Raw genomic sequence first — 21,122 nt, 5'->3', positions numbered from 1 at the left:
TTTATTATTGAACAATAGAAAGTTAACCGTTTTGGTAAATATGTCGAACCTATAATCAAAACAAAATATCTAAATCTTTTGGTAGGTTATGCTTTTCACAAAAGTGCTTTTTTCCACTATTAGTGACATTAACCTGCCGCTACAGTGAAAAAAAGCATTATTATGGCGGGCCAATTAATTAGCAATAGAGATATTCAAAGCTCGTATCTCATTCCCGTTTTTCGAGTTTTTCTCGTCAAACTGAAATTTGATTTTTGAACCAGTATTTACACTTGTCCAATCTTGAGGGTTTGTGAATTCACTTTTGTGAACAAAAAACTTTGTTTTATTGTGATTGGCAAAACCAAACCCTTGCCCTTTAAAGCATTTTACCAGTTTGCCTTCAACTCCTTTCAATTTCATCTTGAGTGTGAAATAAAACCTGTCATTAGTTTCCTGGGTAATCTGAAAAATATCATCACAGCTTTTTATAAGTTTTTTGAGGCTAGCAACTTGATAGTTTCGGTGATCGAATGAAGGGTCTATTCGTTTGATTGCGGTTCCAAAATTACCTAGATAGACCTCCCCATCAATCTCTGCACGATGATATGCCTTGATTAATAACGCTTCCAAATCAAGATCTTTATCAGTTTCGACTGTATCGTCACAATCGATATTATTAATATCGACAAAATTCTCACAAGCTCTGATTAATCGTTTTGGAGATTTTTTCTCACCTATTACCATACTGTAAATACCGTACTCTCTGATACGCTGGGCCAAACTAGCAAAGCCACCGTCACTGGTAACCAAACATACAGAATTAATACGTTTGTTATTATTAATTAATTCTATTGCATCCATAATGAGAGCATGGTCGGCATCATCTTTTTTAGTATAGTGAAATTGCTGTTTAGGGCGAGAAGCTGTCAACTCAAGAACATCTTCCCAAGATTTGTTACAACTATTAGTCCAGTCAGCGTATACCCACTTAAGAGCTACTGAACCTTGTTTTTCAACTTCAGCAAGTACCCTTGTAAACGCTTCAGATTTAAAATTTTCACCATCAACTAAAACTGCAAATACTTTTTCCATAATACATCCTGTTATTCCTTGCTGGTTTAGTAAAACTAAATAAACGCATAATTTCAATATCTTCCAGCCAAACTAGGCTGGAAGATACATTAAATTACCCTTAGTCTTCACTATCGTCACCGTGATATTCATAGTGGTTTGGATTTAGTTGGTTTGCGTGATTATCTAAGCTATCCCAATACGCATCGTTATTTGGGTTCATGCTATCACTTCGATCATCGTTTGGTGTTCTACTCATTTTTTTTCTCCTTGGTGTGTTAGCTGCTTACTTTTGTTACCCTGTACTTGCGAATACTGTTTGTTCACACCATCTGAGCCTTTGTTCGCATTTTTCATATTTGAGCTATTGTCTTGTGGTTTCATAACGTTCTCCTCATTTGTTTCCACAATTAAATTGTGTATTAATAACAAAATGAAAAAAGGGACATTTCAATGAAATATGACACATCAACAATTTAATAATGGTTTTATTTTTAACCAGGTGCCAAACCTAATATCAAAAGGGATAAACTGTTTCGCTTCAGAGTCAGATTTACTTGTTAAAATTGCAAGGATACGCAGACAAGATTCTTCGATTACACACGATCAGAGTATCTTCAGGAAAATCAGAAATTCAGAAGTAAATGACCAACTCACGGATGAATTATATGAATTTTTAAAATTTGATGAGACCTTACTACTGGCTACACCGATTGAAGACATCGATTTAAAGACCATTGGCGCGTGGTTTATTGTTCAATCTATGATCAATGGTTTTAAAGCCAGTAGATTATGGGATAACGAAAAAGTTAACGAGTATCTCGACTTTATCCATGCCCATTGTGAATTAGAGAAAAAATTCATTGCAGAGCTGCAAGTAAACACGGATATTAACCAAATAAATGTTTACCTAGAGAAGTGGCTACTTACCAAGAGTATAGGGCTTCCTGAGCCAACTGTTGAAAAATCAGCATTATATATATGCAATTTAGCGATGTATTTTTGCGCACTTATAGAAATTTTTTTAGAAAAGTTATCTGAAAATGATGTAAACAGTGTACTTAATAAGGTTTTACCTCAGTATAAAACTAAGAATGGTCAACATTACTTAATCCCATCTTCAGAAATTCTTCTAGAAAAAACAAAAACTGCTTGGGCAAAAGATACATACGGTAAAGATAAACTTTCTTGGAATCAGTTTTTTCGAGACATTCTAAAAGCTCAATCTAATGACGAAACTCTAAAGATCAAAGATAAGATGTATGCTGAAATCGATACAGTAGATCCTGATATTCAAGCGATAAAGAAAAGGTTTGAAAGGTGGCGTAAAGGTGAATTGTTTACCTTTGATGATTTCAGAGCAGATCTAGCAATATTGCGTATACCTTATTCAGATACTGAGAACGATATTAGACTGCTTTCATATTTTCTCGTCAATATATTCACTTTTGTCCAATCAGATTTGATGAAGAATGGTCTTCATCCAAGTAAAGTCAGTGATTTATTTAGTAGCTATGATGATTTTAAAAAATTAATACATAAACGGTTTTATCAGTTTCAGGAAACTGGAGTGCTCTCCCCATAACCTAAACATTTATTAATAAGAGTAAAGCTATTAGTCGAAAACTTAATGTCAAAAAAGTTCAATGACACTACGCGTAAAAAACTTATTTGTAAGGCGATACTGGTTTATTTTCCCCTCTTTTTATCGAGATAATAAACCACTATAAAATCTTTGTTAACAATATCAGCTAGTTACAAGTCCATGCTTATTGCATAGAATAGTCCAGTTTCAATGCCTGTTCCAATCTCATCAGCCGCTTTTGGCCTAGACGAAAGTTATTGATGGTTCAAATAAAAATGCGCATTGGTTCAGGTAGATCGGAATGTGCAATTTGCTAATAATAGAAACTACAGCTCTTTCATAAAATGCGCTAGCTCTGAAGTATTTTGAATTGTTTGGTACTTCCCAAAATGCTCTAGAGCACCACCGTCGGATAAGGTATGACAAATTGACGATAAATATGCGTTATCATCAATTGAGTGAACTCCTGATATGTTAGATATTCCGAAAATCTCTTTTTGAGTATCACATTTCGAATAAATTTTTATTTTAAGGACATGTCCTCCAACTACTGGCAATAATGAGGTGTAACCAGAGTTTGTGACAAACGAAACATGTTCGTTAAGCAATTTATTGTACGCAGTCAATTTTATCTTTTTAAAATTATCAAACGAATCTTCGACAACAGAGCCTTTCAGTTCGCTACCCTCAAGCTCTTCAGAGCATTTGGATATTATTTCCAAAAAATCATTTGTGCTATGAATCATATTTTCTCTCCTACTTTACTCAAAGTATTCAACTTCATCAGGGATATCAATGGATTGCTCTTTAGTAATGCTAGATTTATTAATGATTGTCATCTCTCTAAGCTCATGCAAAAACTCATACAGCTTTTCAGGTTTTGAGCCATGAGTATTACTATCAGAAATAATTGAATCAATTCTGTGTTGCATAGACATTACTCTATCTTGAATCACTTTGGCAGAATTAGCCCCAGCAAAGACATCTAATTCATCCCACGCTAAATCTATATAATGCAGTAAAGACAGTGGGTTATTGTGCCCCGTAAGCATCGCAACTTTTTTCAAGATCCCCGTGTAATCGCTTTTACTAGTGTTGTAACGGCTTTTTTCTGGGCTACTCTCTATGAATGAATTTAAATGTAGTTTAACGAGGTTCGTGATAAAACGGTGGCGATACATACTTGCGCATAATTGTTGTTTAACATCAGCTTCAATTTTTAACTCTCGGAAAAGTTGGTAAATTGTACCAGGTTTAATTGCCTGCCCAGACAGAGGGTTTAGGATTAATACATCTTCAATTTCTTGATTTTTTGCTAAAATTCCTGCGTCCAGCAACCTCGTTTGCAATTTGGGAATATGCATAAGAAAGTACATTTGAAGTTCTTTTGCTAGGTTAACATCAATTGAAATAGTTCTATCTTTCCCTCCTTTCGCTCCGAGTATAAATAGTTTGTTTTCCCGCAGGTTGTCTATATTGATTAGCCTTGGTATTTTAATCAATTCACTAGGACGTACTCCCAAAGCTTCAAATACTCTGAGCATTAACTCCCTTCTAACCTTGAGAAAAGCAAAGTGCTCTTCAACTTGCTTTTTGCTGAATTTGTTTACGATTTTGGTTGATACTTTTTTTCTCTCTTTAAGAGTTAAAGATTGATGTGCAAGCCACAATTTTCTTATTAAACCTTGAGTTATAGCTTTTTTGGGGTCTGTAGTATCAGAATCAATTTTTAATGGAAAAAAATCATAGGTATGTGTGATGCCGTGAGAGTCTTTGCTTTGCTTTTTTATAAGCTCAATTCGACAATTGTTACTTACTCCAATGAAGTTTTCATCAAGGCAAAAATAAGATGCATACCATTTTAAGAATTCCACCCATGTTTTTAAAATAGTTTTTTGAGTATTCCGGTTACGACGTTTAGAACCGTCTTCTTTTTTTTCAGAAGAGAACATGAGGTATATTTTTTCAATTTTTTGAGTTGTAAGATCTTCAAAATCAAACTTTAGGTGAAACATGCATCGAATCAAATGGCTTACATGTCCGGCCTTATTTTTTACCGTCCCCTCTTTTAAGAACTTTAACTTGTCTGTCAGATAAAGCTCTACTGGAATACATGGTTTTCCATTTGGGTATTTAAAAGAAAATTGAACGCTAGAATCTCTAACATGTAAAACCTCCCCCGTGATTTCATCATAAAATGTAACTTCACCGATTGGTACACCTGTAACTTTTTTATATAGCTGAGTTTTACTCATTTTTTTGAGCCTCCGTGATACCAATAATGCCGCGAAATTTTTTCATATGTTCCTGAAAATCTTCTTTAACGCTTTTATCTTTTTCAATTAAAGGAGCTGTAAGCTTTAAAAGTTCATTGTATGCTCTGACTACAGCTAAACGCTGCGTATCAGGATCAACCTTGATAACACTCTGACTCTTTATTTTCTGCGAAGAATAAGATTTGCCAGAAATAGTTTTACGCAGCGGCTCTATCTTCTTTGAAAAGTAGTTTTTTTCGATAAGATCAGCATATTTTTTGAAGGAGCCAAGAGACATAGAGATTATCCCCAGCTTTTTACTTTCATATGCAATTAAACTCTCTTGTGTCTTGCAAGCTTTAACTAACTTTAGGTCAGAACTTGGGGCAGACTTGAGCATCTTTAGCCTTCTTACTAATTTCTTAATAGAATTAATTTTTTCAAGCTGCATTTCTGTCATCACGCTTTTCCATCCTGATCGCAAAATTGAATTGCTCTGTGGAGTCTGAAATTGAATAAACTTTCATTTCATAGTTATCAAATAGCCCCATGTCGATTTGCTCTTGTATTTTTTGCTTATGGACAATAGATAGCTCGTCAACATTGAACTGCTCACAAAGATCGTTGTACAACTCTGATATCCCTTCGACTTCAGAGCGTCCCTCTTCAACATAGGAAAATAATTGCATACTCAGAAATTGCTTCTGAATTGTCTGGTATCTATCCTCCCCGATATTTTCTCTTAAATATTGATCTAGGTGATTCCAGTTGGAGTGACCTACAGCCCACCTCAGCGTATCTAAATGTCCGTGTTTGAAGCACCAGAAAAAATTGATAATGAAGAACTTGCGAAGCTCATGAATATTTGCATACCATCTTCGCCCGAAATCATCTAATGGCACTTCAATAAAATCAGCAAATCTTTTGATACATTGCTTTGCAAAGCTATCTCCTTTAGCTGACGCTTTGAGTTCTGTACTATTAAGATCCAACCCAAAGAGTAAATATTTGGAATTTTTTTTATTTGAGCAGACATCGATTGAAAATCTTCTGAAATGTTTAAAGCACATAACAGCTTTAGCTGAGATATAATGAATTGGCCTGTCACCACTAATTTTTTCCCCGCTGATCCCTGTTTTTAAAAAAGACTTTCTTATGTAAAAACCTGTTCCCTTTTTCTTGTATAAACAATTGTTTAGCAAGTCACCAAGTTCATTTATACGGTAGGGAAGTAAACTCGTGATAGCAACGAAGCAAGCGCCAAATAGTACATACATTAGATCTGATAGCGTCGGGTTATTTCTAAAACTTTCAAAATCATAACTTTTAGCTGTGTTAAGACAATATCCGCTAACGTTAATACTTTTTCCAAATATTGCTGCCAATGAAGTGGGAATATTATTTTTTATGTAGTTATTTCTTTTTGAAGAAAAACTTGTTCCTATCCAGCGCTGGTTTATAAAGTGTGAAGTGGATTCGATATAGAATTTTAGAATATCATCTGCATGATCCAGCAAAATCTTGATTGATCTATTTAGATAAAACGTCACGATTTCAGAAGGCGGACACACAGTATGCCCCTCTGGGTGACAGTACGCATTGATCATCTTTTCCAGCTCTTCTTTATCGTAAAAGGAAGGTGGATTAATTTGTGTCGGAAATGAGGGGTACTGTGCAAATAAGCCAACAATTAAATTTAATTGCTTCTTCGCATGTCTATAACTTATTGGCTTCGCTATCACCTCAGAAATAAGGGGGGTTTTGTGAGATGGATATTCACTAGTTCTTCTACTTTTAACTAACAAACCTGGGTACTTATTAAGCATCTCAGGCTCGAATTGCCTAATGAAAGCTTTAAATTTGGATCCGTATGTTTCCGTCGTAGCAAGAGCAAAGTGACTTCTAAACTTGTGAAGATCTATAATTTCGCATCCAAAAGCATTTGTTGTATATAAATCAAGCTTCTCAAGGTAATTGACTATTTCTACAATTTGCTTTTCATTTAAGAAATATAGGTTATCAGTTTTATATATTTTTATTTCTAGCTCATTTTGAAGCTGATTCATAATACGCTGAGGAATATTTAAAACCCCTAAATGACCATGCCTAGTAAAGGCATAAAAAAACTTAGTTAAATCAAAGTTACTGATGTTTTTTAGATAATTCTTATTAGGCTTCAGTTCTTTTTCATTCAAATAAAGCCATCCAATAAAGATCATTATGCAGGGTGATAAATTAAAAATATTTTGGCTTTCTGTAATATCCGTTCTACACAGAAACTGTGAGAAGACTTGTTGAATAAACTCTTTGAAATTTCGGTTCTCAGGTGAGTTCAAGTATGTGTGATTAGGTAAATATCGATCCCATTTCATTTTGAAAGCATATTTGTAACTACCACAGTCTTGTTTTATCGCTTTCTTGCTGGACAAAACCCACTCATCGTCAAGAGTATCAGAGAGCAGGTTTTTAATTTTCAGCATATTATCTGGACTATTAATCGTTCGATATTTTGATGATAATTGCTCTATCAACTTTAGATTAGCTGTCATATTGCAAACCCGACTTCAGATTCGAAATCTTTAAAACATTTTTGAATCAACTCTTTAGACTCTGCCTTAGCTTTCTGATGCGTTTTTTGATATTCAGGAATGCGATGTGTAGATAATGACAAATCCATTATTTTAGCGAAGCGGTACAATGAGTATGCGGTGAGACCATTATTGAATTTAATCTTTTTGATCTCCTTAGAGCTTAAACCACTTGAAAGAACACTTTCGTGAAAAGCGTAAAGACGTGATAGGGGTTTCCACCCCACTAATCCAAATAGTTTACCTACCGTTTGTTTTTTTAATTTATTCTTAACAAGAGGTGCTAATAGAGAAGGAGCTTCCATACCTGTCTGTTTAAACAATTCATTTATAAATTTTTCTAACTGTTTCTCCGTGTTTATGCCACTTGCTCTAGCCATAAGTTCAGGCTCTGCAATAGTAGAAGATATGACCATTGCATTTTGAAAAAGTCGAACAGTTTTCTCACGAACAATATCTATTAAAGCTGGAGGTATATAGTGTTCTATCAACACTTTCTCTGAGTTACCAATTTTCTTACATGCTTTTTTTAGACTACCTGTCTTATGCCATTCCAACACAGCAATTGTCGCGCGAATAGCTTTAAAAGATACAGTTCCCTTGCCTAAACCGCATGTTTTAAGAGATGGAAAAAAGTCACTTAAGTCTTTTTGCTCAGCAGACTTTGACTTTTCTTTGTATCCTAATATCCAGTTGATAATTCGATTTGATGATGGCACTGTAAACTGGCTATTGCTCTTATCTAAACAGAGAAAAACAAAATTACTTTCTATTCCATTCTGCCTTAATGATTCATTTTTTGATTGAATGTGCGTTAGAAACTCAAATACCTCTTTACTTATAGGATCCAATATTTCTGTTTGAATTTTTTTGCCTCTTTTTTTATCAACTTTGAATGAAGTGTCCTGGTCATCGTTTTCTTCGGCAAGAACAAGTGCACCTGATTTATCAACGAATTTAGAAAATAGTAGAGGCTCAAAATTAAACTTTGGGCATTTAATTAATACCAGAGCAACTAGATATGCAATATCTCTAGTCTTTAGATTACCCAAACACCAATTAATCCTATCTGCATAAGGAATAAGTTCTATTTGGGGAATAAAGTTTAGTGTTCTTTCGCTTGTATTATCAAAAGGGTTGAAGCCATACTTTTTTATTTGACTACTAATTGTAGCATTTGGGAAATGAGGCTTAGATTTCACGGTAGGACTATAATAACTATGGTCTACTTCTTTGCATAAATAGAGTAGATTAGCGAGGTTCTCGTTACTTTTAATAGTGCAAATATGAGTTCGACATGGTGGGAGTCCTGCTTCTTTTTCAAAAAAATAATATTTATTTTGATCTTTTCGAAGCATTCTTTCATTAAGCTGTTTCTTGTTAACCTTTTCTAGCAAGTCGCTTCCAAAATCGAAGTATGCTTTGATTGTTTTCCAATAGCGCTCTAATGCTCTCTCTAAAGAGTTGAGCTTAGTATCCAAGTCAAATATAAAGTCATCAAGGTACTCTTGAGTAGTCTGAGATGGATCGATTGTAGAAATCAATTTCTTGAGGTTATTAGATGAAACTGCAATGCTTGAATTACTCTCAACTAATTCTTTTGAGTTATCACCTAAAACTTTTTCATCTTCATCTTTTTCACAAAGTAGATTTGCCGGAACTTTATTAATAAGCACACTTTCTGGAATCAAACCTTTTATTTGAAGGTAGTTTAGGAAAAGAGTAGAAATTTTATTCCAGTTAGCAAGTCGAGTATCTATCTTGGCTTTAGATGATTCATCTTTCAAAAAATAGAAGAAAAGGTCATTAATGTATTCCTGCCATTTATTTGGCTCTGAGTAGCTTGGAGGGAGCAACCCAACTGCAAAACCAGCATCAAATATATTTGCAATTTTTCTTACCTTTGAATATAGAGTTCTTGGATTATCATTTAAACAATACAAGCGCAAATTATTTAATATCTCTTTTCCACGTTTGAGTTTCACAAGATTACCCAAACCAACAGAACTAGGTTTTCCGCTTTGACTCGTATACCAAAAAACATTTTTTTCTAAATCTAGTCGTATCATGAGCACCTCTTGAAAACTCAAAATACACAACAAATAACAACCAGTCAATATACGAAACTAAATTATATCATACACAGTCAAGTTTTAATTGCAATAGAAAACGATGTTACTCCGATAAAATCGTCAAAAAAAATCGTCAAAATTTAGTAATGGCAGGATAAAGAAGGTTTTATTTATTAGTGGTTTAATGGATGTTTTGTGAGTTTTTTGACGAATAGTAACTATGGAATTCCGGTGTCCTATACCCTTCAGTTCCATTAGGTTTTATTTGCCACGCGTGGATATAATTAGCAAGCTCGTCAATTTGACTATGAGTAAGCTGATTAATATTACAATCAGGCATTGCAGCGCTTTCATGTAATATTTCAATAAAACGTTTAGGTAGTATTGTTGCTAGGCTATTTTTAAATGATTTTTGCGATTGCGTTTCTCGCCAATCTGCAAGCTGCTGTTTTAAATCTATCTCTGGAAGTAGGTTAATGGTAACAGCTTGCCCTGCACGCCAAAAAGAGCTTATTTGTAATATTGCAGGACCAGATAAACCACGGTGCGTAAATAATATATTTTCTTTAAATGTGGTGCCGTCTTCGCTTGTGACTTCGCACGGAATACTCATACCCGATAGCCCTTCAAAGCGCTCTTTGTCGTGCTGATGAAGGGTAAATGGCACAAGCGCCGCCATAGTAGGTAATACGTTAAGCCCAAATTGCTCAGCAATTTTATAACCAATCGGTGTAGCACCTAATTTGGGCATAGTAAGCCCACCCGATGCAACCACTAACGACTCACAATGCAAAGTCTCTTGCTCTGTAGTGACGCTGTAACCCGACTCTGTTTTTTGAACATTAATCACTTCACTACGCAAGGCTATGTTTACACCTGCCCACTCGCATTCGGTAAGAAGTATATTAACAATATCTTGAGCACTATTATCGCAGAACAGCTGGCCTAACGTTTTATGATGGTATGCCAAACCGTGGCGGTCCACCAGCTCAATAAAGTCATGTTGTGTGTAACGGCTCAAACATGATTTAACAAAATGTGGATTACCGCATAAATAGTTTTCTGGTGCGGCGTTTTCGTTTGTAAAATTACAGCGCCCGCCACCACTGATTAAAATTTTACGACCCGGCTTTTTACCCATGTCTAGCACTGTAACATGTCGGCCTCGATATCCGGCTTGCGCCGCGCACATTAATCCTGCCGCGCCCGCGCCAATTACAATTACATCTACCTGGGTCATTTGTTTATCTCACTTAACAATTTGCTCGATTATAGCAAAATTTAATCGCCAGCAATGTACAGAATTCATTATTACAAATAACACAACAAATATATTTTCTACTTTTTAGAAGTATTAAAAATACAAATCAAAAAGCAATGCTTTTATCTCATTTTTGTTTTGTCTGACAAATACAAAACAATGACAAACCCCTTTAAAACCCTCGTTATAACTAAATGAAATAGGGACATAATGATTTAGTATTTTAACTTTGTTAACACATAATTTACCTTTGTACCTGCATTGTGACAATCCATCACGATATAACTAATAAAAAATCTAGGGAAAATTATGACAACAAGTAAGACATTTAATAAGTGTGCATTAGCACTTACCATTAGTACGCTTTTTGCTACTGCATCAAGCATGGCTAACCCAGCACAAGCAATTGGCCCTTCAGTGGCAGATACAACGGCTAAACTTCAAAATCAAAGTGGCTTTGAAACGCAATTCATCATTAAATATAAAAATAACAATTTTGACGCACTGAGTTATTCAACTGCAGATGAAAGCCCTGTAAACATGAAAGCGCGTGCAAAAAACTTTGTTAAAAACTTTGCTTCTAAAAAAGGAAAGGTAAAAGCAAAGTACATTCGCGCAATGGCACTCAATAACCACCACGTTATGCGAGCTGATAAAAAGCTTAGCGCAGCAGAAGCGCAAGAGTTTATGCAAGAAATGGTTGATTCAGGCAACGTTGAGTACATTGAAGTTGACCAAATGTTAAAACCTTTTGCGACACCAAACGATCCGCGCTATGGTGACCAGTGGCACTACTATGAGCAAGCTGGCGGTCTAAACTTACCAACGGCTTGGGACACCGCAACAGGTAGTGGTGTAGTAGTGGCTGTTCTTGATACAGGTTACCGCCCTCATGCTGATTTAAACGCTAATATTTTGCCAGGCTACGATATGATTTCTAACCTGTCAGTTGCTAATGATGGCGGCGGACGTGATAGCGATGCACGTGATCCGGGCGATGCAGTCGCAGCCGGTGAATGTGGTAATAATGGTGCGCAAGGTTCTAGCTGGCATGGTACTCACGTTGCAGGTACTGTTGCGGCCGTTACAAATAATGGTGAAGGCGTAGCCGGTGTTGCTTATGATGCGAAAGTAGTTCCAGTGCGTGTACTTGGTAAATGTGGTGGTTTAACGTCTGATATTGCTGACGGCATTATTTGGGCATCTGGCGGTAACGTATCGGGCATTCCTGGAAACCCTAATCCAGCTGATGTTATTAACATGAGCTTAGGTGGCAGCGGCTCTTGTAGTTCTACAACACAAAATGCAATCAATACAGCTCGCAGCAATGGCGCTGTTGTTGTTATTGCAGCAGGTAACGACAACGATAATTCAGCTAACTACAACCCAGGTAACTGTAGTGGTGTAGTTAATGTGGCGTCTGTTGGCCGAAATGGTGGCCGTGCTTATTACTCAAACTACGGTAGCAATATTGATGTTGCAGCACCAGGTGGCGCGCAAAGCTTCGCTAACGACTCTGAAGGTGTTCTGTCTACGTATAACTCAGGATCGTCTTCTCCATCGACTGATAGCTACTCATTCTCTCAAGGTACATCTATGGCGGCTCCGCACGTAGCGGGTGTAGCTGCACTTATCAAGCAAGCAAAGCCAAATGCTACGCCTGATGAAATAGAGAGTATTTTAAAATCGTCTACGCGCTCATTCCCTGCAACATGTAACAACTGTGGTACAGGTATTGTTGATGCAGCAGCTGCTGTTGCCGCAGCAAGTGGCGGCACAACACCACCTACAACAGGTGATAGTGAACTTGTTGATGGCGAAGCTAAAACAGGCTTAAGCGGTGGTGCTAACGCACAAGACTTTTACACAATGACCGTACCAAGCGGAGCAACGAATGTTACGTTTACAATGAGCGGTGGCACAGGTGATGCTGATCTATACGTTCGTGCTGGAAGCCAACCAACGACATCAAGCTACGACTGTCGTCCTTACAAAGGCGGCAACAGCGAAGAGTGTTCTATCGATAATCCAACAGCAGGCACATACCATGTAATGCTTCGTGGTTACTCTGCTTATTCAGGTGTTAGTTTAGTCGGTAATATTACAGGTGCATCTTCTGGTGGCGGTTCAGGCACACCTGAAGCAGGTGGCGGTACTGTGAGTGATGTAAGTGCAAGTGCTGGTCAGTGGAAACACTACACGCTAGATGTACCTGCAGGCATGTCTACATTTACTGTAACTAGCTCTGGTGGCACGGGTGATGCTGATTTATTTGTGAAGTTTGGTAGTCAACCAACATCGTCTAGCTACGATTGTCGTCCATATAAAAACGGTAATGCTGAAACATGTACCTTCAATAACCCGCAAGCCGGTACATGGCATTTAAGTGTAAATGCTTACAGAACCTTTTCTGGTTTAACTATTAGCGGACAATACCAACCATAATAGTAAATTCATAATCTTTGGGATAGTAAAGGCCAAACTGACTGTTTGGCCTTTTTTATGAGTAAGAAGGTTTCAGCTTATTTGGGTTTAATGCTTACTCGCTTAATTAAGTGGTCTATTTTGAGGATGGAAAAGCGTGTTGATAGCTAGGCAAAAAATTGCTGTTTGGTTGTTCTAAATGAGGGGGTTTTAACGCAAGTAGCGACACGTTTAGCCCCGCAAAATGATTAAGTATTATTGCTGATTGGTATTAGCGTCAGGTTTAGCTTTTTAAATTGATTGATACTGTGGCTGGTTTGATATAAGTACTAGTTCAAATATATTGCTAACTCACCACCAGAAAACAAAAAACCCAGCCTAAGCTGGGTTTTTATATTCTAAAAGAACTAAAATTATTTAATTTTAGCTTCTTTAAAAACAACATGTTTACGAATCTTTGGATCAAACTTTTTGATTTCCATCTTCTCAGGCATGTTACGTTTGTTTTTGTCAGTAGTGTAGAAAAAACCAGTACCGGCAGTTGAAACTAAACGGATTTTATCGCGCATGATTCAGATCCTTAAACTTTAACGCCGCGAGCACGGATTTCAGTAAGAACCGTGTCGATGCCTTTTTTATCAATAATACGCATACCTTTAGTAGTAGTGCGTAATGTTACAAAACGTTTTTCACTTTCAACCCAAAAACGGTGTGTTTGTAGGTTAGGTAGGAAACGACGTCTAGTCGCGTTTCTCGCGTGTGAACGGTGATTACCAACCGCTGGACGCTTACCTGTAACTTGACATACTTTAGACATGTCTATATATCTCCAATAACTTCGCTCGAGCTTAATTTAATCTAAGGCCGTGTATTTCTGCCCTAGATAAATCGAAGGGCGCTCTTTATACAGCTTTTACAGTCAAAGATCAAATACTGATCTATCCAACCAGCTCATATGTAAATTTGATAGCGGCCAATTATAAAGATCGAATGCCCTTAGGGAAAGTAAAAACTGCATTTAAATTAAACTAATTTGCTAAAATGCATTAAACCGCTCATTTTTAGCACATTTCTATATTAAAGAGAGTTAAATAAGGCCTCGCTCGGCAAACGAAACGCATGTTTCACCTCCCACAATGATATGGTCAAGTACGTTTATGTCTACTAATTGCAGTGCTTGCTGTAATTTATTAGTAATAAGTTTATCGGCTTGGCTAGGCTCTGCAATCCCACTTGGGTGATTATGGGCAAAAATAACGGCCGCGGCATTATTTTTCAGTGCAGCTTTAACCACCTCACGGGGGTACACACTAGCAGCATTAATGGTGCCGTAAAAAAGAATTTCATCTTTTACTAAGCGGTTTTGGCTATCAAGATAAAGCACCATAAACACCTCCTGCTGTAGCCCACGCATTTGAATCGTTAAATAATCATATACTGAGTTGGGGGAGTTAAACACGGCATCGCGTTGGCAGCGCTCCTGCATATAACGCTGGCTTAATTCAAGCACCGCTTGTAATTGAACGTACTTTGCCGTTCCCAACCCTTTTTGTGAACAAAACTCATCCATACTGGCATTAAACAAGTTATGTAAGGTTTTATTTTCGTTCAGTAAGTGTTGAGCTAACTCAATCACATTCATTCCCGGGAGCCCAGTACGTAAAAATATGGCGAGAAGTTCTGCATCACTTAGCGATTTAGCGCCTTTTTCAATGAGCTTTTCACGCGGGCGCAAAGAATTAGGCAGAGAGGTCAATTGCATTTTTCATCCTTGAGTAACAAGCTGTCTTATAAATGTAATGCAAAATTAAAATTTAGCCTGCAATTTTAAATTAAAAACTTAGCTGAACCGTAAAAGATTTGTTATTTTAGGCGCAATATTTAATAAGATTGATAGACAACCATGATGACGTTAACAAACAAAAAAATTGTATTGGGTATTAGCGGTGGAATTGCAGCTTATAAATGCGCTGAGCTTGTAAGACGATTAAAAGACCATGGTTGTGAAGTAAAGGTTGTTATGACCGAATCGGCTAAGCATTTTATTACACCACTCACAATGCAAGCCGTTAGCGGCGAAATAGTATCGGATTCATTGCTAGACCCTGCGGCCGAAGCTGCAATGGGACACATTGAGTTTGCCAAATGGGCTGACCTTATTTTAGTTGCTCCTGCAACGTGTAATATTATTGCTAAAATGGCATCTGGTATTGCAGACGATTTACTGACTACCCTACTACTTGCGACCCCAGCAAAAGTTGCCGTAGCCCCAGCCATGAACCAGCAAATGTATGCACATGCAGCAACGCAAGCAAACCTAACCACCTTAAAAGCACGTAACGTACTTATTTGGGGCCCGGGTAAAGGAGAGCAAGCCTGTGGAGATGTAGGCGCAGGTCGTATGCTTGAACCACATGAGCTAGTAGCGCTGTGTGTTGAAAAGCAACCTCCTCAAATTTTAACCGGTAAAACAATTACTATAACGGCAGGCCCAACCCGTGAGCCACTTGACCCTGTTAGGTTTATATCAAACCATAGTTCTGGAAAAATGGGTTACGCACTTGCAGAAGCGGCGTTACTACTCGGTGCTAACGTTAATTTAATTTCAGGCCCTGTAACTATTAAAGCCCCTATTGGCGTAAACCTTATAAATATAGAAAGTGCAGAGCAATTATTAAATGAAGCACTAATCTATGCGCCACAGTCAGATGCGTTTATAGGCTGTGCAGCAGTTGCAGATTACAGAGCCGCAGAAGTAGCGACTCAAAAAATGAAAAAACAAGGCGACGAACTAACACTCACCTTGGTAAAAAACCCTGATGTTATTGCCGCCGTTGCTAATATTAAACATAACCGCCCATACACTGTTGGATTTGCCGCCGAAACGCAAAACGTAGAAACCTATGCAAAAGGTAAGCTAGTCAATAAAAACCTCGATATGATTTGTGCAAACGACGTATCGCTAAGTGGCTTGGGCTTTAATTCTGACCAAAACGCGCTTACCCTATATTGGCAAAATGAACAGTTAGAATTGGCTGTAAACAGCAAAACGGAAATTGCCCTAAAAGTGATCGAACAGCTGGCTAAACATCTATAAAAAGGCTGGAAACAAACTGAATAAAACATTAACATACGTCTTTCATTTGAACAAAAAATGATTAGCGCTAGCTAAAAATAACTAATAAAAAAGGAATGTTCATGCCTGCGACAAAAAGAAGTAATCGCAAAGAGCAAATACTACAAGCACTCGCACAAATGTTAGAAACAAGCCCGGGCCAGCGTATCACCACAGCAAAATTAGCTGCGGAGGTAGGCGTATCTGAAGCGGCACTTTATCGTCACTTCCCTAGCAAAGCGCGCATGTTTGAGGGCTTGATTGAGTTTATTGAAGATACTCTTTTATCGCGCATCAACCTCATTTTAGAAAACGAAAAAGAAAGCCAAACCCGCATTTATAATATTCTACTCTTGCTTTTAACGTTCGCCGAAAAAAACCCAGGTATTACTCGTATTCTAACAGGTGATGCACTGCAAGGTGAGCAAGAGCGCTTACGTGAACGCGTACAAAGCTTTTTTGAAAAATTAGAAACTCAACTTAAGCAAGTCCTCAGGGAACGAAAACTTCGTGAAGGTAAAAACTTTCAAAGTGATGAACTTACACTAGCTAACTTTTTACTTGCTTACGTTGAAGGAAAAATGAACCAATTTGTTCGTAGTGACTTTAAAACGAAGCCCAGTGTTCAGTTTGAAAAACAATGGCCTGAGTTACAAAAAATCTGGCTTTAAAATCATTTAAATTGCCAAGTTTAATCTAAATAAAACGACCAAATGGTCGTTTTATTGTTTATACCTGTTACTTATCGTCGCTACCTGCCTTTTATCCTATCTGGTCGAAATATTAGCCAAACTCGTTACAATCAAATAATGTTAAAAAACGAGATTCAATAATGAAAACAAAGCTCACCCTACTTAGTAGCGCATTTATTACTAGCTTAGTCAGCACCGCGCCTAGTGCAAAAGATGCATTAGAATTTACAGACGTATTTAACTTCAAATCAGCCAAAAGCACACAGCTATCTGAAGATGGCCGTATTTTATCTTTGAGTGCTACGCCATATCGCGGCAATGCGACAGGCCAAGTATACTCTTTAACAAATAACAGCTTAATAAGTGAAGTTGAACGAGGTACAAAACCGCTTATAAACAAAGCGGCTAACTGGGTTGCTTTTACGCAAGTACCCACATTACTCGAAAAAGAAACCACCAAGAAAAAAAACACGCTTAAAAATAACTTAGTGCTAGTGAATACTGAAACAGGTGAGCAAAAAAGTTTTGAGAATGTAAAAGACTACGCATTATCAAACGATGGGGTATGGCTTGCGTATCGCTTAGATATAAAAGCAGATAAAACTGATAATGTAGAAAAAAATACCAAGGATGAGAGTGAAGAGGAAGACAGCAGCGCCATTTCACCTGACAAAAAAGACAAGGTTTACTCGCTTGTTATTGTTAATTTAAAAAACCAACAAAGTGAAACTATTGATAACGTTTTTAGTTACAGTATAAGTGCTACCAATGATCAGCTTTTGCTAAGCCAAAGTTACCATGATGGTAACGACAACCAAATAAAGCTAATCTCACTTACATCTTTTAAAAGTGAAGTGCTAATTGATGAACCCGGTGTTGTTGCGAATAAAATAGCGTGGCACCCAATCGAAACAACCGTGGCATTTACATTGGGTAATTATGTAAACGAAGATACTCGCCGACGAAACCACTCACTACAATTATGGAAAAACGAAACACTTTTAACTATTGAATCTTCAAACAAAGAGTGGACTATAGGCAAAACTGCAAAACTAAGCTGGTCAGAAAACGGCAAACGCTTATACTTTGAAAACCGACCAAAACTTGCAGCGAAAGTAAAAGCAAAAGAATTCGTAGATGAAACCTCACTCTATGACATTGAGACCATTCGCGAGCAAAAAGGCTTGGATATTTGGCATAATAAAGACCCAGAGATAAAACCACGCGAGAAACAACAATGGAACGCGGTTAATAAGCACCGTCACTACGAAGCCGTATATCATGTAAATTCACAAAAAGTGGTTCAACTCAGTACCCCTGCAATGCCGAGTGTTGCTCTCAATACAGAGCGCAATACTTCCTTGCTAGGCTCGTCAAACACCCCCTATTTAGAAAAAATAATGTATGGCGGATTTTTTGCGGATTACTACGCTGTAAACATCAATACAGGCAAGCAAACTCCTATTGTGACTAATAGCCCTTTTAGGCCTTCTCTTTCTCCTAATGGCTTATTTGCGGCTTACTTTGCCGACAACCAAATACAACTAAAAGAATTAGCTAACAATAAGGTTACTCCGGTTACACAAGCCCTAAAAGCAATCTTTGCCGACGACAAACACGATTACCCATCAGATCAACCAGGCTATGGTTTTGCAGGCTGGATGAGCGATAGCAGCCAAGTACTTGCTTATAGCAAATATGATATTTGGGCGTTTAATGTAAACACCAAGCAAGCTAAACGCTTAACAAATGGAAAGCAGACTAATACACAGTATCGCGTCATTAAGCTCGATAACAGCCAGGTAGGCTTTAAACAAGATGAAACACTGCTAGTTACTGCTGTTAACCTTCAAACAAAGCAAAGCGAAGTGGCTAAGCTTGATTTAGAAAACACGACCATCACTAAAGTACTCAGTGGTGATAAACGTTTTGATATTGTTAAAAAAGCCAAGAAAGCAGATAAATACCTATTTACAGAACAGACTTATCATCAGTTCCCAGATTTTTATCAAACCGACTTAAGCTTTTTAACCACACAAAAAGTAACTGATTTGAACCCTCAAACCGCAAATTTTGCTTGGGGTGAAAAACCTGAACTGATTAACTACAAAGGCTTTGATGGTGAAGACTTACAAGGTGTTTTAATAAAACCTGACGGTTACAAAAAAGGCGATAAAGTGCCTGTTGTCGTTTATTTTTATCGTTACATGAGCCAGCGTATGTTTGATTTTCCTAAAATGGAGTTAAATCATCGCCCTAATTTCCCAATGTTTACATCAAATGGCTACGCCATCTTTTTACCTGATATTCGTTTTGAAATAGGTCACCCGGGCAAATCGTCAACGCAAACTATGATCAACGCTACCCAAAAGTTAATAGATCTTGGTATTGCTGATCCAAACAAAATTGGCTTGCAAGGCCACTCATGGGCTGGATACCAAAGTGCATTTATGATCACCCAAACAGATATGTTTAAAGCAGTTGTATCAGGCGCGCCGGTATCTAACATGACCAGCGCATACAGTGGCATACGCTTAAAGTCAGGCCTTGCTCGCCAGTTTCAGTACGAAACAGGGCAAAGCCGCATAGGTAAAAACTTATTTGAGGCGCCAGAGTTGTATATTGAAAACTCGCCTGTATTTTTTGCCGACAAAGTAAATACGCCAATCTTAATTATGTTTGGTGACAAAGACGATGCCGTACCATGGCACGAAGGGGTGCAGTACTATTTAGCGCTGCGTCGTGCAGGCAAAGATGCCACTTTTTTACAGTATGAAGGTGAACCGCATCACCTTAAAAAATTCCCAAATCAGGTCGATTTTTCAGTCCGTATGATGCAGTACTTCGATCATTACCTAAAAGGTCAGCCTGCAGCTAAATGGATGATTGAAGGTGAAGCATTTATAAGTGAGTGAACTGAGACATTCATAAATAAACATGATAAAAGCTGATCAGAGTACTCAGACAGATAGAGGCCGATATTACTCAGTAATATCGGCCTATAAATAGTCAATTATTTTTCCAGCAACAAAAAAGCCGCGATAATCGCGGCTTTTTTTAAATTACTAATAATTACAAACCAGCACGGTCTTTAATTACAGGAATAAGCGCAGAACCTGCGTGATTGCCTTCAGCCCACGCTAAGTCAGCACCGTCTGACAATGAACTTTTAGATAAGTTTTTAACAATATACTCACCTGCATCTACAGCATTGCTGGCAACGGCATGGCGCAATAAGTTATTACCGTTACATTGAATAGAATCATATATGTTACGAATTTTTACACGAGAGCTTTTTAGCTTGCTACGTAAACGGTTTTTATCATCTGCTGCGATATACTCGCAAATAGATAGCGCTAGTTGATCATTAGCCTTTGCTGGAGCAGTGTACGAAAGTGAACCTGCAGCAATAGCAGAAATAACAACTAACTTTGATAATTTAAACATTGTTGACCCTTGTTTGGTACTTTATTCCTACGTTAACTGGTTAATATTGTACCAACCTAGTTAACCTTACGCAATAATGTTAGCAGTATTTATACAAAGTTACGAATTTATAACTATGTTTATTTTTTTCGTCTGGCAGTTTAACTTGCTCTTCTTTCACTTCCCAATTTGCAATAGCTTGATAATCAGGGAACTGTGTATCACCCTCTACATCAAGATCAATAAAGGTTAAATATAAGCGCTCAGCTTGTGTTAAAAACTGCTGATAAACATTTCCACCACCAATAATCATCACTTCTTCAACATCACAAACCAAGCTCAGCGCGGCTTCTGGGCTTGTTACCGTTTCAATACCTTCAGCCTTATATTCAGTGTTGCGCGTAATAATAATATTGCGTCTACCAGGTAAAGGACGGCCAATAGACTCAAAAGTTTTACGACCCATGATCACAGGCTTGCCTGTAGTAACGGCTTTAAAATGTTGGAGATCTGCAGGTAAATGCCACGGCATTTTATTATCAAGACCAATAACACGGTTATTTGCCATGGCGGCAATCATTGAAATAATCACATTAAATACCTAATACTTTACTATTAAAAAACAAAAAAGGAGCCACTGCTCCTTTTTAT

General features: G+C 37.4%; 19 protein-coding genes. 5 read left to right on the top strand and 14 right to left on the bottom strand.

Going from position 1 to position 21,122, the window contains the following annotated elements; translation table 11 throughout:
- Positions 1-174 precede the first annotated feature (174 nt).
- The 3 genes from AC27I2_RS06355 to AC27I2_RS06345 form a co-directional block, all read right to left on the bottom strand.
- A complete protein-coding gene (locus tag AC27I2_RS06355; RefSeq protein WP_487203767.1) occupies positions 175-1,074 on the bottom strand; it encodes an NYN domain-containing protein in 900 nt (299 codons plus the stop codon).
- 100 nt (positions 1,075-1,174) lie between these two features.
- Positions 1,175-1,312: a hypothetical protein gene (locus AC27I2_RS06350; protein WP_487203766.1), complete on the bottom strand. Its 138-nt coding sequence runs from the start codon at positions 1,310-1,312 to the stop codon at positions 1,175-1,177.
- On the bottom strand, positions 1,309-1,437 hold the full coding sequence (locus AC27I2_RS06345) for a hypothetical protein (RefSeq protein WP_487203765.1): 129 nt from the start codon (positions 1,435-1,437) through the stop codon (positions 1,309-1,311). The genes AC27I2_RS06350 and AC27I2_RS06345 overlap by 4 nt, the downstream gene beginning before the upstream one ends.
- A 76-nt stretch (positions 1,438-1,513) precedes the next feature.
- Between AC27I2_RS06345 and AC27I2_RS06340 the strand changes: the two genes are divergently transcribed.
- Positions 1,514-2,638: a hypothetical protein gene (locus AC27I2_RS06340; RefSeq protein WP_487203764.1), complete on the top strand. Its 1,125-nt coding sequence runs from the start codon at positions 1,514-1,516 to the stop codon at positions 2,636-2,638.
- 326 nt (positions 2,639-2,964) lie between these two features.
- Here AC27I2_RS06340 and AC27I2_RS06335 read toward each other — a convergent pair whose 3' ends face one another.
- The 6 genes from AC27I2_RS06335 to AC27I2_RS06310 form a co-directional block, all read right to left on the bottom strand.
- Positions 2,965-3,384 (bottom strand): hypothetical protein, encoded by a 420-nt coding sequence (locus tag AC27I2_RS06335; RefSeq protein ID WP_487203763.1) that lies wholly within the window; start codon positions 3,382-3,384, stop codon positions 2,965-2,967.
- Between the two features lie 15 nt (positions 3,385-3,399).
- On the bottom strand, positions 3,400-4,893 hold the full coding sequence (locus AC27I2_RS06330) for a tyrosine-type recombinase/integrase (protein ID WP_487203762.1): 1,494 nt from the start codon (positions 4,891-4,893) through the stop codon (positions 3,400-3,402).
- Complete coding sequence (locus AC27I2_RS06325) at positions 4,886-5,353, bottom strand: hypothetical protein (RefSeq protein ID WP_487203761.1); 468 nt, start codon at positions 5,351-5,353, stop codon at positions 4,886-4,888. The genes AC27I2_RS06330 and AC27I2_RS06325 overlap by 8 nt, the downstream gene beginning before the upstream one ends.
- Entirely contained in the window at positions 5,334-7,442 is a 2,109-nt protein-coding gene (locus AC27I2_RS06320; protein ID WP_487203760.1) for a hypothetical protein, read from the bottom strand. Before AC27I2_RS06320 ends, AC27I2_RS06325 begins: the two co-directional genes overlap by 20 nt.
- The gene (locus AC27I2_RS06315; protein ID WP_487203759.1) at positions 7,439-9,550 is read right to left on the bottom strand and encodes a hypothetical protein; all 2,112 of its coding nucleotides are present in this window, start codon (positions 9,548-9,550) and stop codon (positions 7,439-7,441) included. The genes AC27I2_RS06320 and AC27I2_RS06315 overlap by 4 nt, the downstream gene beginning before the upstream one ends.
- A 184-nt stretch (positions 9,551-9,734) precedes the next feature.
- Positions 9,735-10,793, bottom strand: coding sequence for a BaiN/RdsA family NAD(P)/FAD-dependent oxidoreductase (locus AC27I2_RS06310; RefSeq protein WP_487203758.1), 1,059 nt, complete (start codon positions 10,791-10,793; stop codon positions 9,735-9,737).
- Between the two features lie 330 nt (positions 10,794-11,123).
- On the opposite strand from AC27I2_RS06310, the gene AC27I2_RS06305 reads away from it, so the two are divergent.
- Positions 11,124-13,259, top strand: a complete 2,136-nt coding sequence (locus AC27I2_RS06305) for a S8 family peptidase (RefSeq protein WP_138529144.1) — start codon at positions 11,124-11,126, stop codon at positions 13,257-13,259.
- Positions 13,260-13,651: 392 nt separating this feature from the next.
- Here AC27I2_RS06305 and rpmG read toward each other — a convergent pair whose 3' ends face one another.
- The 3 genes from rpmG to radC form a co-directional block, all read right to left on the bottom strand.
- A complete protein-coding gene (gene rpmG / locus AC27I2_RS06300) occupies positions 13,652-13,807 on the bottom strand; it encodes a 50S ribosomal protein L33 (RefSeq protein ID WP_058404491.1) in 156 nt (51 codons plus the stop codon).
- An 11-nt stretch (positions 13,808-13,818) separates the two neighbouring features.
- Positions 13,819-14,055 (bottom strand): 50S ribosomal protein L28, encoded by a 237-nt coding sequence (rpmB, locus tag AC27I2_RS06295; protein WP_004335549.1) that lies wholly within the window; start codon positions 14,053-14,055, stop codon positions 13,819-13,821.
- Between the two features lie 270 nt (positions 14,056-14,325).
- Positions 14,326-15,000, bottom strand: coding sequence for a RadC family protein (gene radC, locus AC27I2_RS06290; RefSeq protein WP_487203757.1), 675 nt, complete (start codon positions 14,998-15,000; stop codon positions 14,326-14,328).
- 141 nt (positions 15,001-15,141) lie between these two features.
- Between radC and coaBC the strand changes: the two genes are divergently transcribed.
- The 3 genes from coaBC to AC27I2_RS06275 all read left to right on the top strand — a co-directional run bounded on the left by coaBC (position 15,142) and on the right by AC27I2_RS06275 (position 19,960).
- Positions 15,142-16,335, top strand: coding sequence for a bifunctional phosphopantothenoylcysteine decarboxylase/phosphopantothenate--cysteine ligase CoaBC (gene coaBC, locus AC27I2_RS06285; protein ID WP_487203756.1), 1,194 nt, complete (start codon positions 15,142-15,144; stop codon positions 16,333-16,335).
- A 101-nt stretch (positions 16,336-16,436) separates the two neighbouring features.
- Complete coding sequence (slmA, locus tag AC27I2_RS06280) at positions 16,437-17,024, top strand: nucleoid occlusion factor SlmA (protein ID WP_058404494.1); 588 nt, start codon at positions 16,437-16,439, stop codon at positions 17,022-17,024.
- Positions 17,025-17,185: 161 nt separating this feature from the next.
- Complete coding sequence (locus AC27I2_RS06275) at positions 17,186-19,960, top strand: S9 family peptidase (protein WP_487203755.1); 2,775 nt, start codon at positions 17,186-17,188, stop codon at positions 19,958-19,960.
- A 157-nt stretch (positions 19,961-20,117) separates the two neighbouring features.
- Here AC27I2_RS06275 and AC27I2_RS06270 read toward each other — a convergent pair whose 3' ends face one another.
- Both AC27I2_RS06270 and folA read right to left on the bottom strand, forming a co-directional pair.
- On the bottom strand, positions 20,118-20,492 hold the full coding sequence (locus tag AC27I2_RS06270; RefSeq protein WP_487203754.1) for a DUF3718 domain-containing protein: 375 nt from the start codon (positions 20,490-20,492) through the stop codon (positions 20,118-20,120).
- A 79-nt stretch (positions 20,493-20,571) separates the two neighbouring features.
- Positions 20,572-21,063: a type 3 dihydrofolate reductase gene (gene folA, locus AC27I2_RS06265; protein ID WP_475604963.1), complete on the bottom strand. Its 492-nt coding sequence runs from the start codon at positions 21,061-21,063 to the stop codon at positions 20,572-20,574.
- Between the last annotated feature and the right edge of the window lie 59 nt (positions 21,064-21,122).

The organism is Pseudoalteromonas sp. NH0006-46 (genome assembly GCF_057547735.1).
The sequence above is the reverse complement of the archived record's forward strand: the minus strand, read 5'-3'. Positions and strand labels throughout refer to the sequence as shown.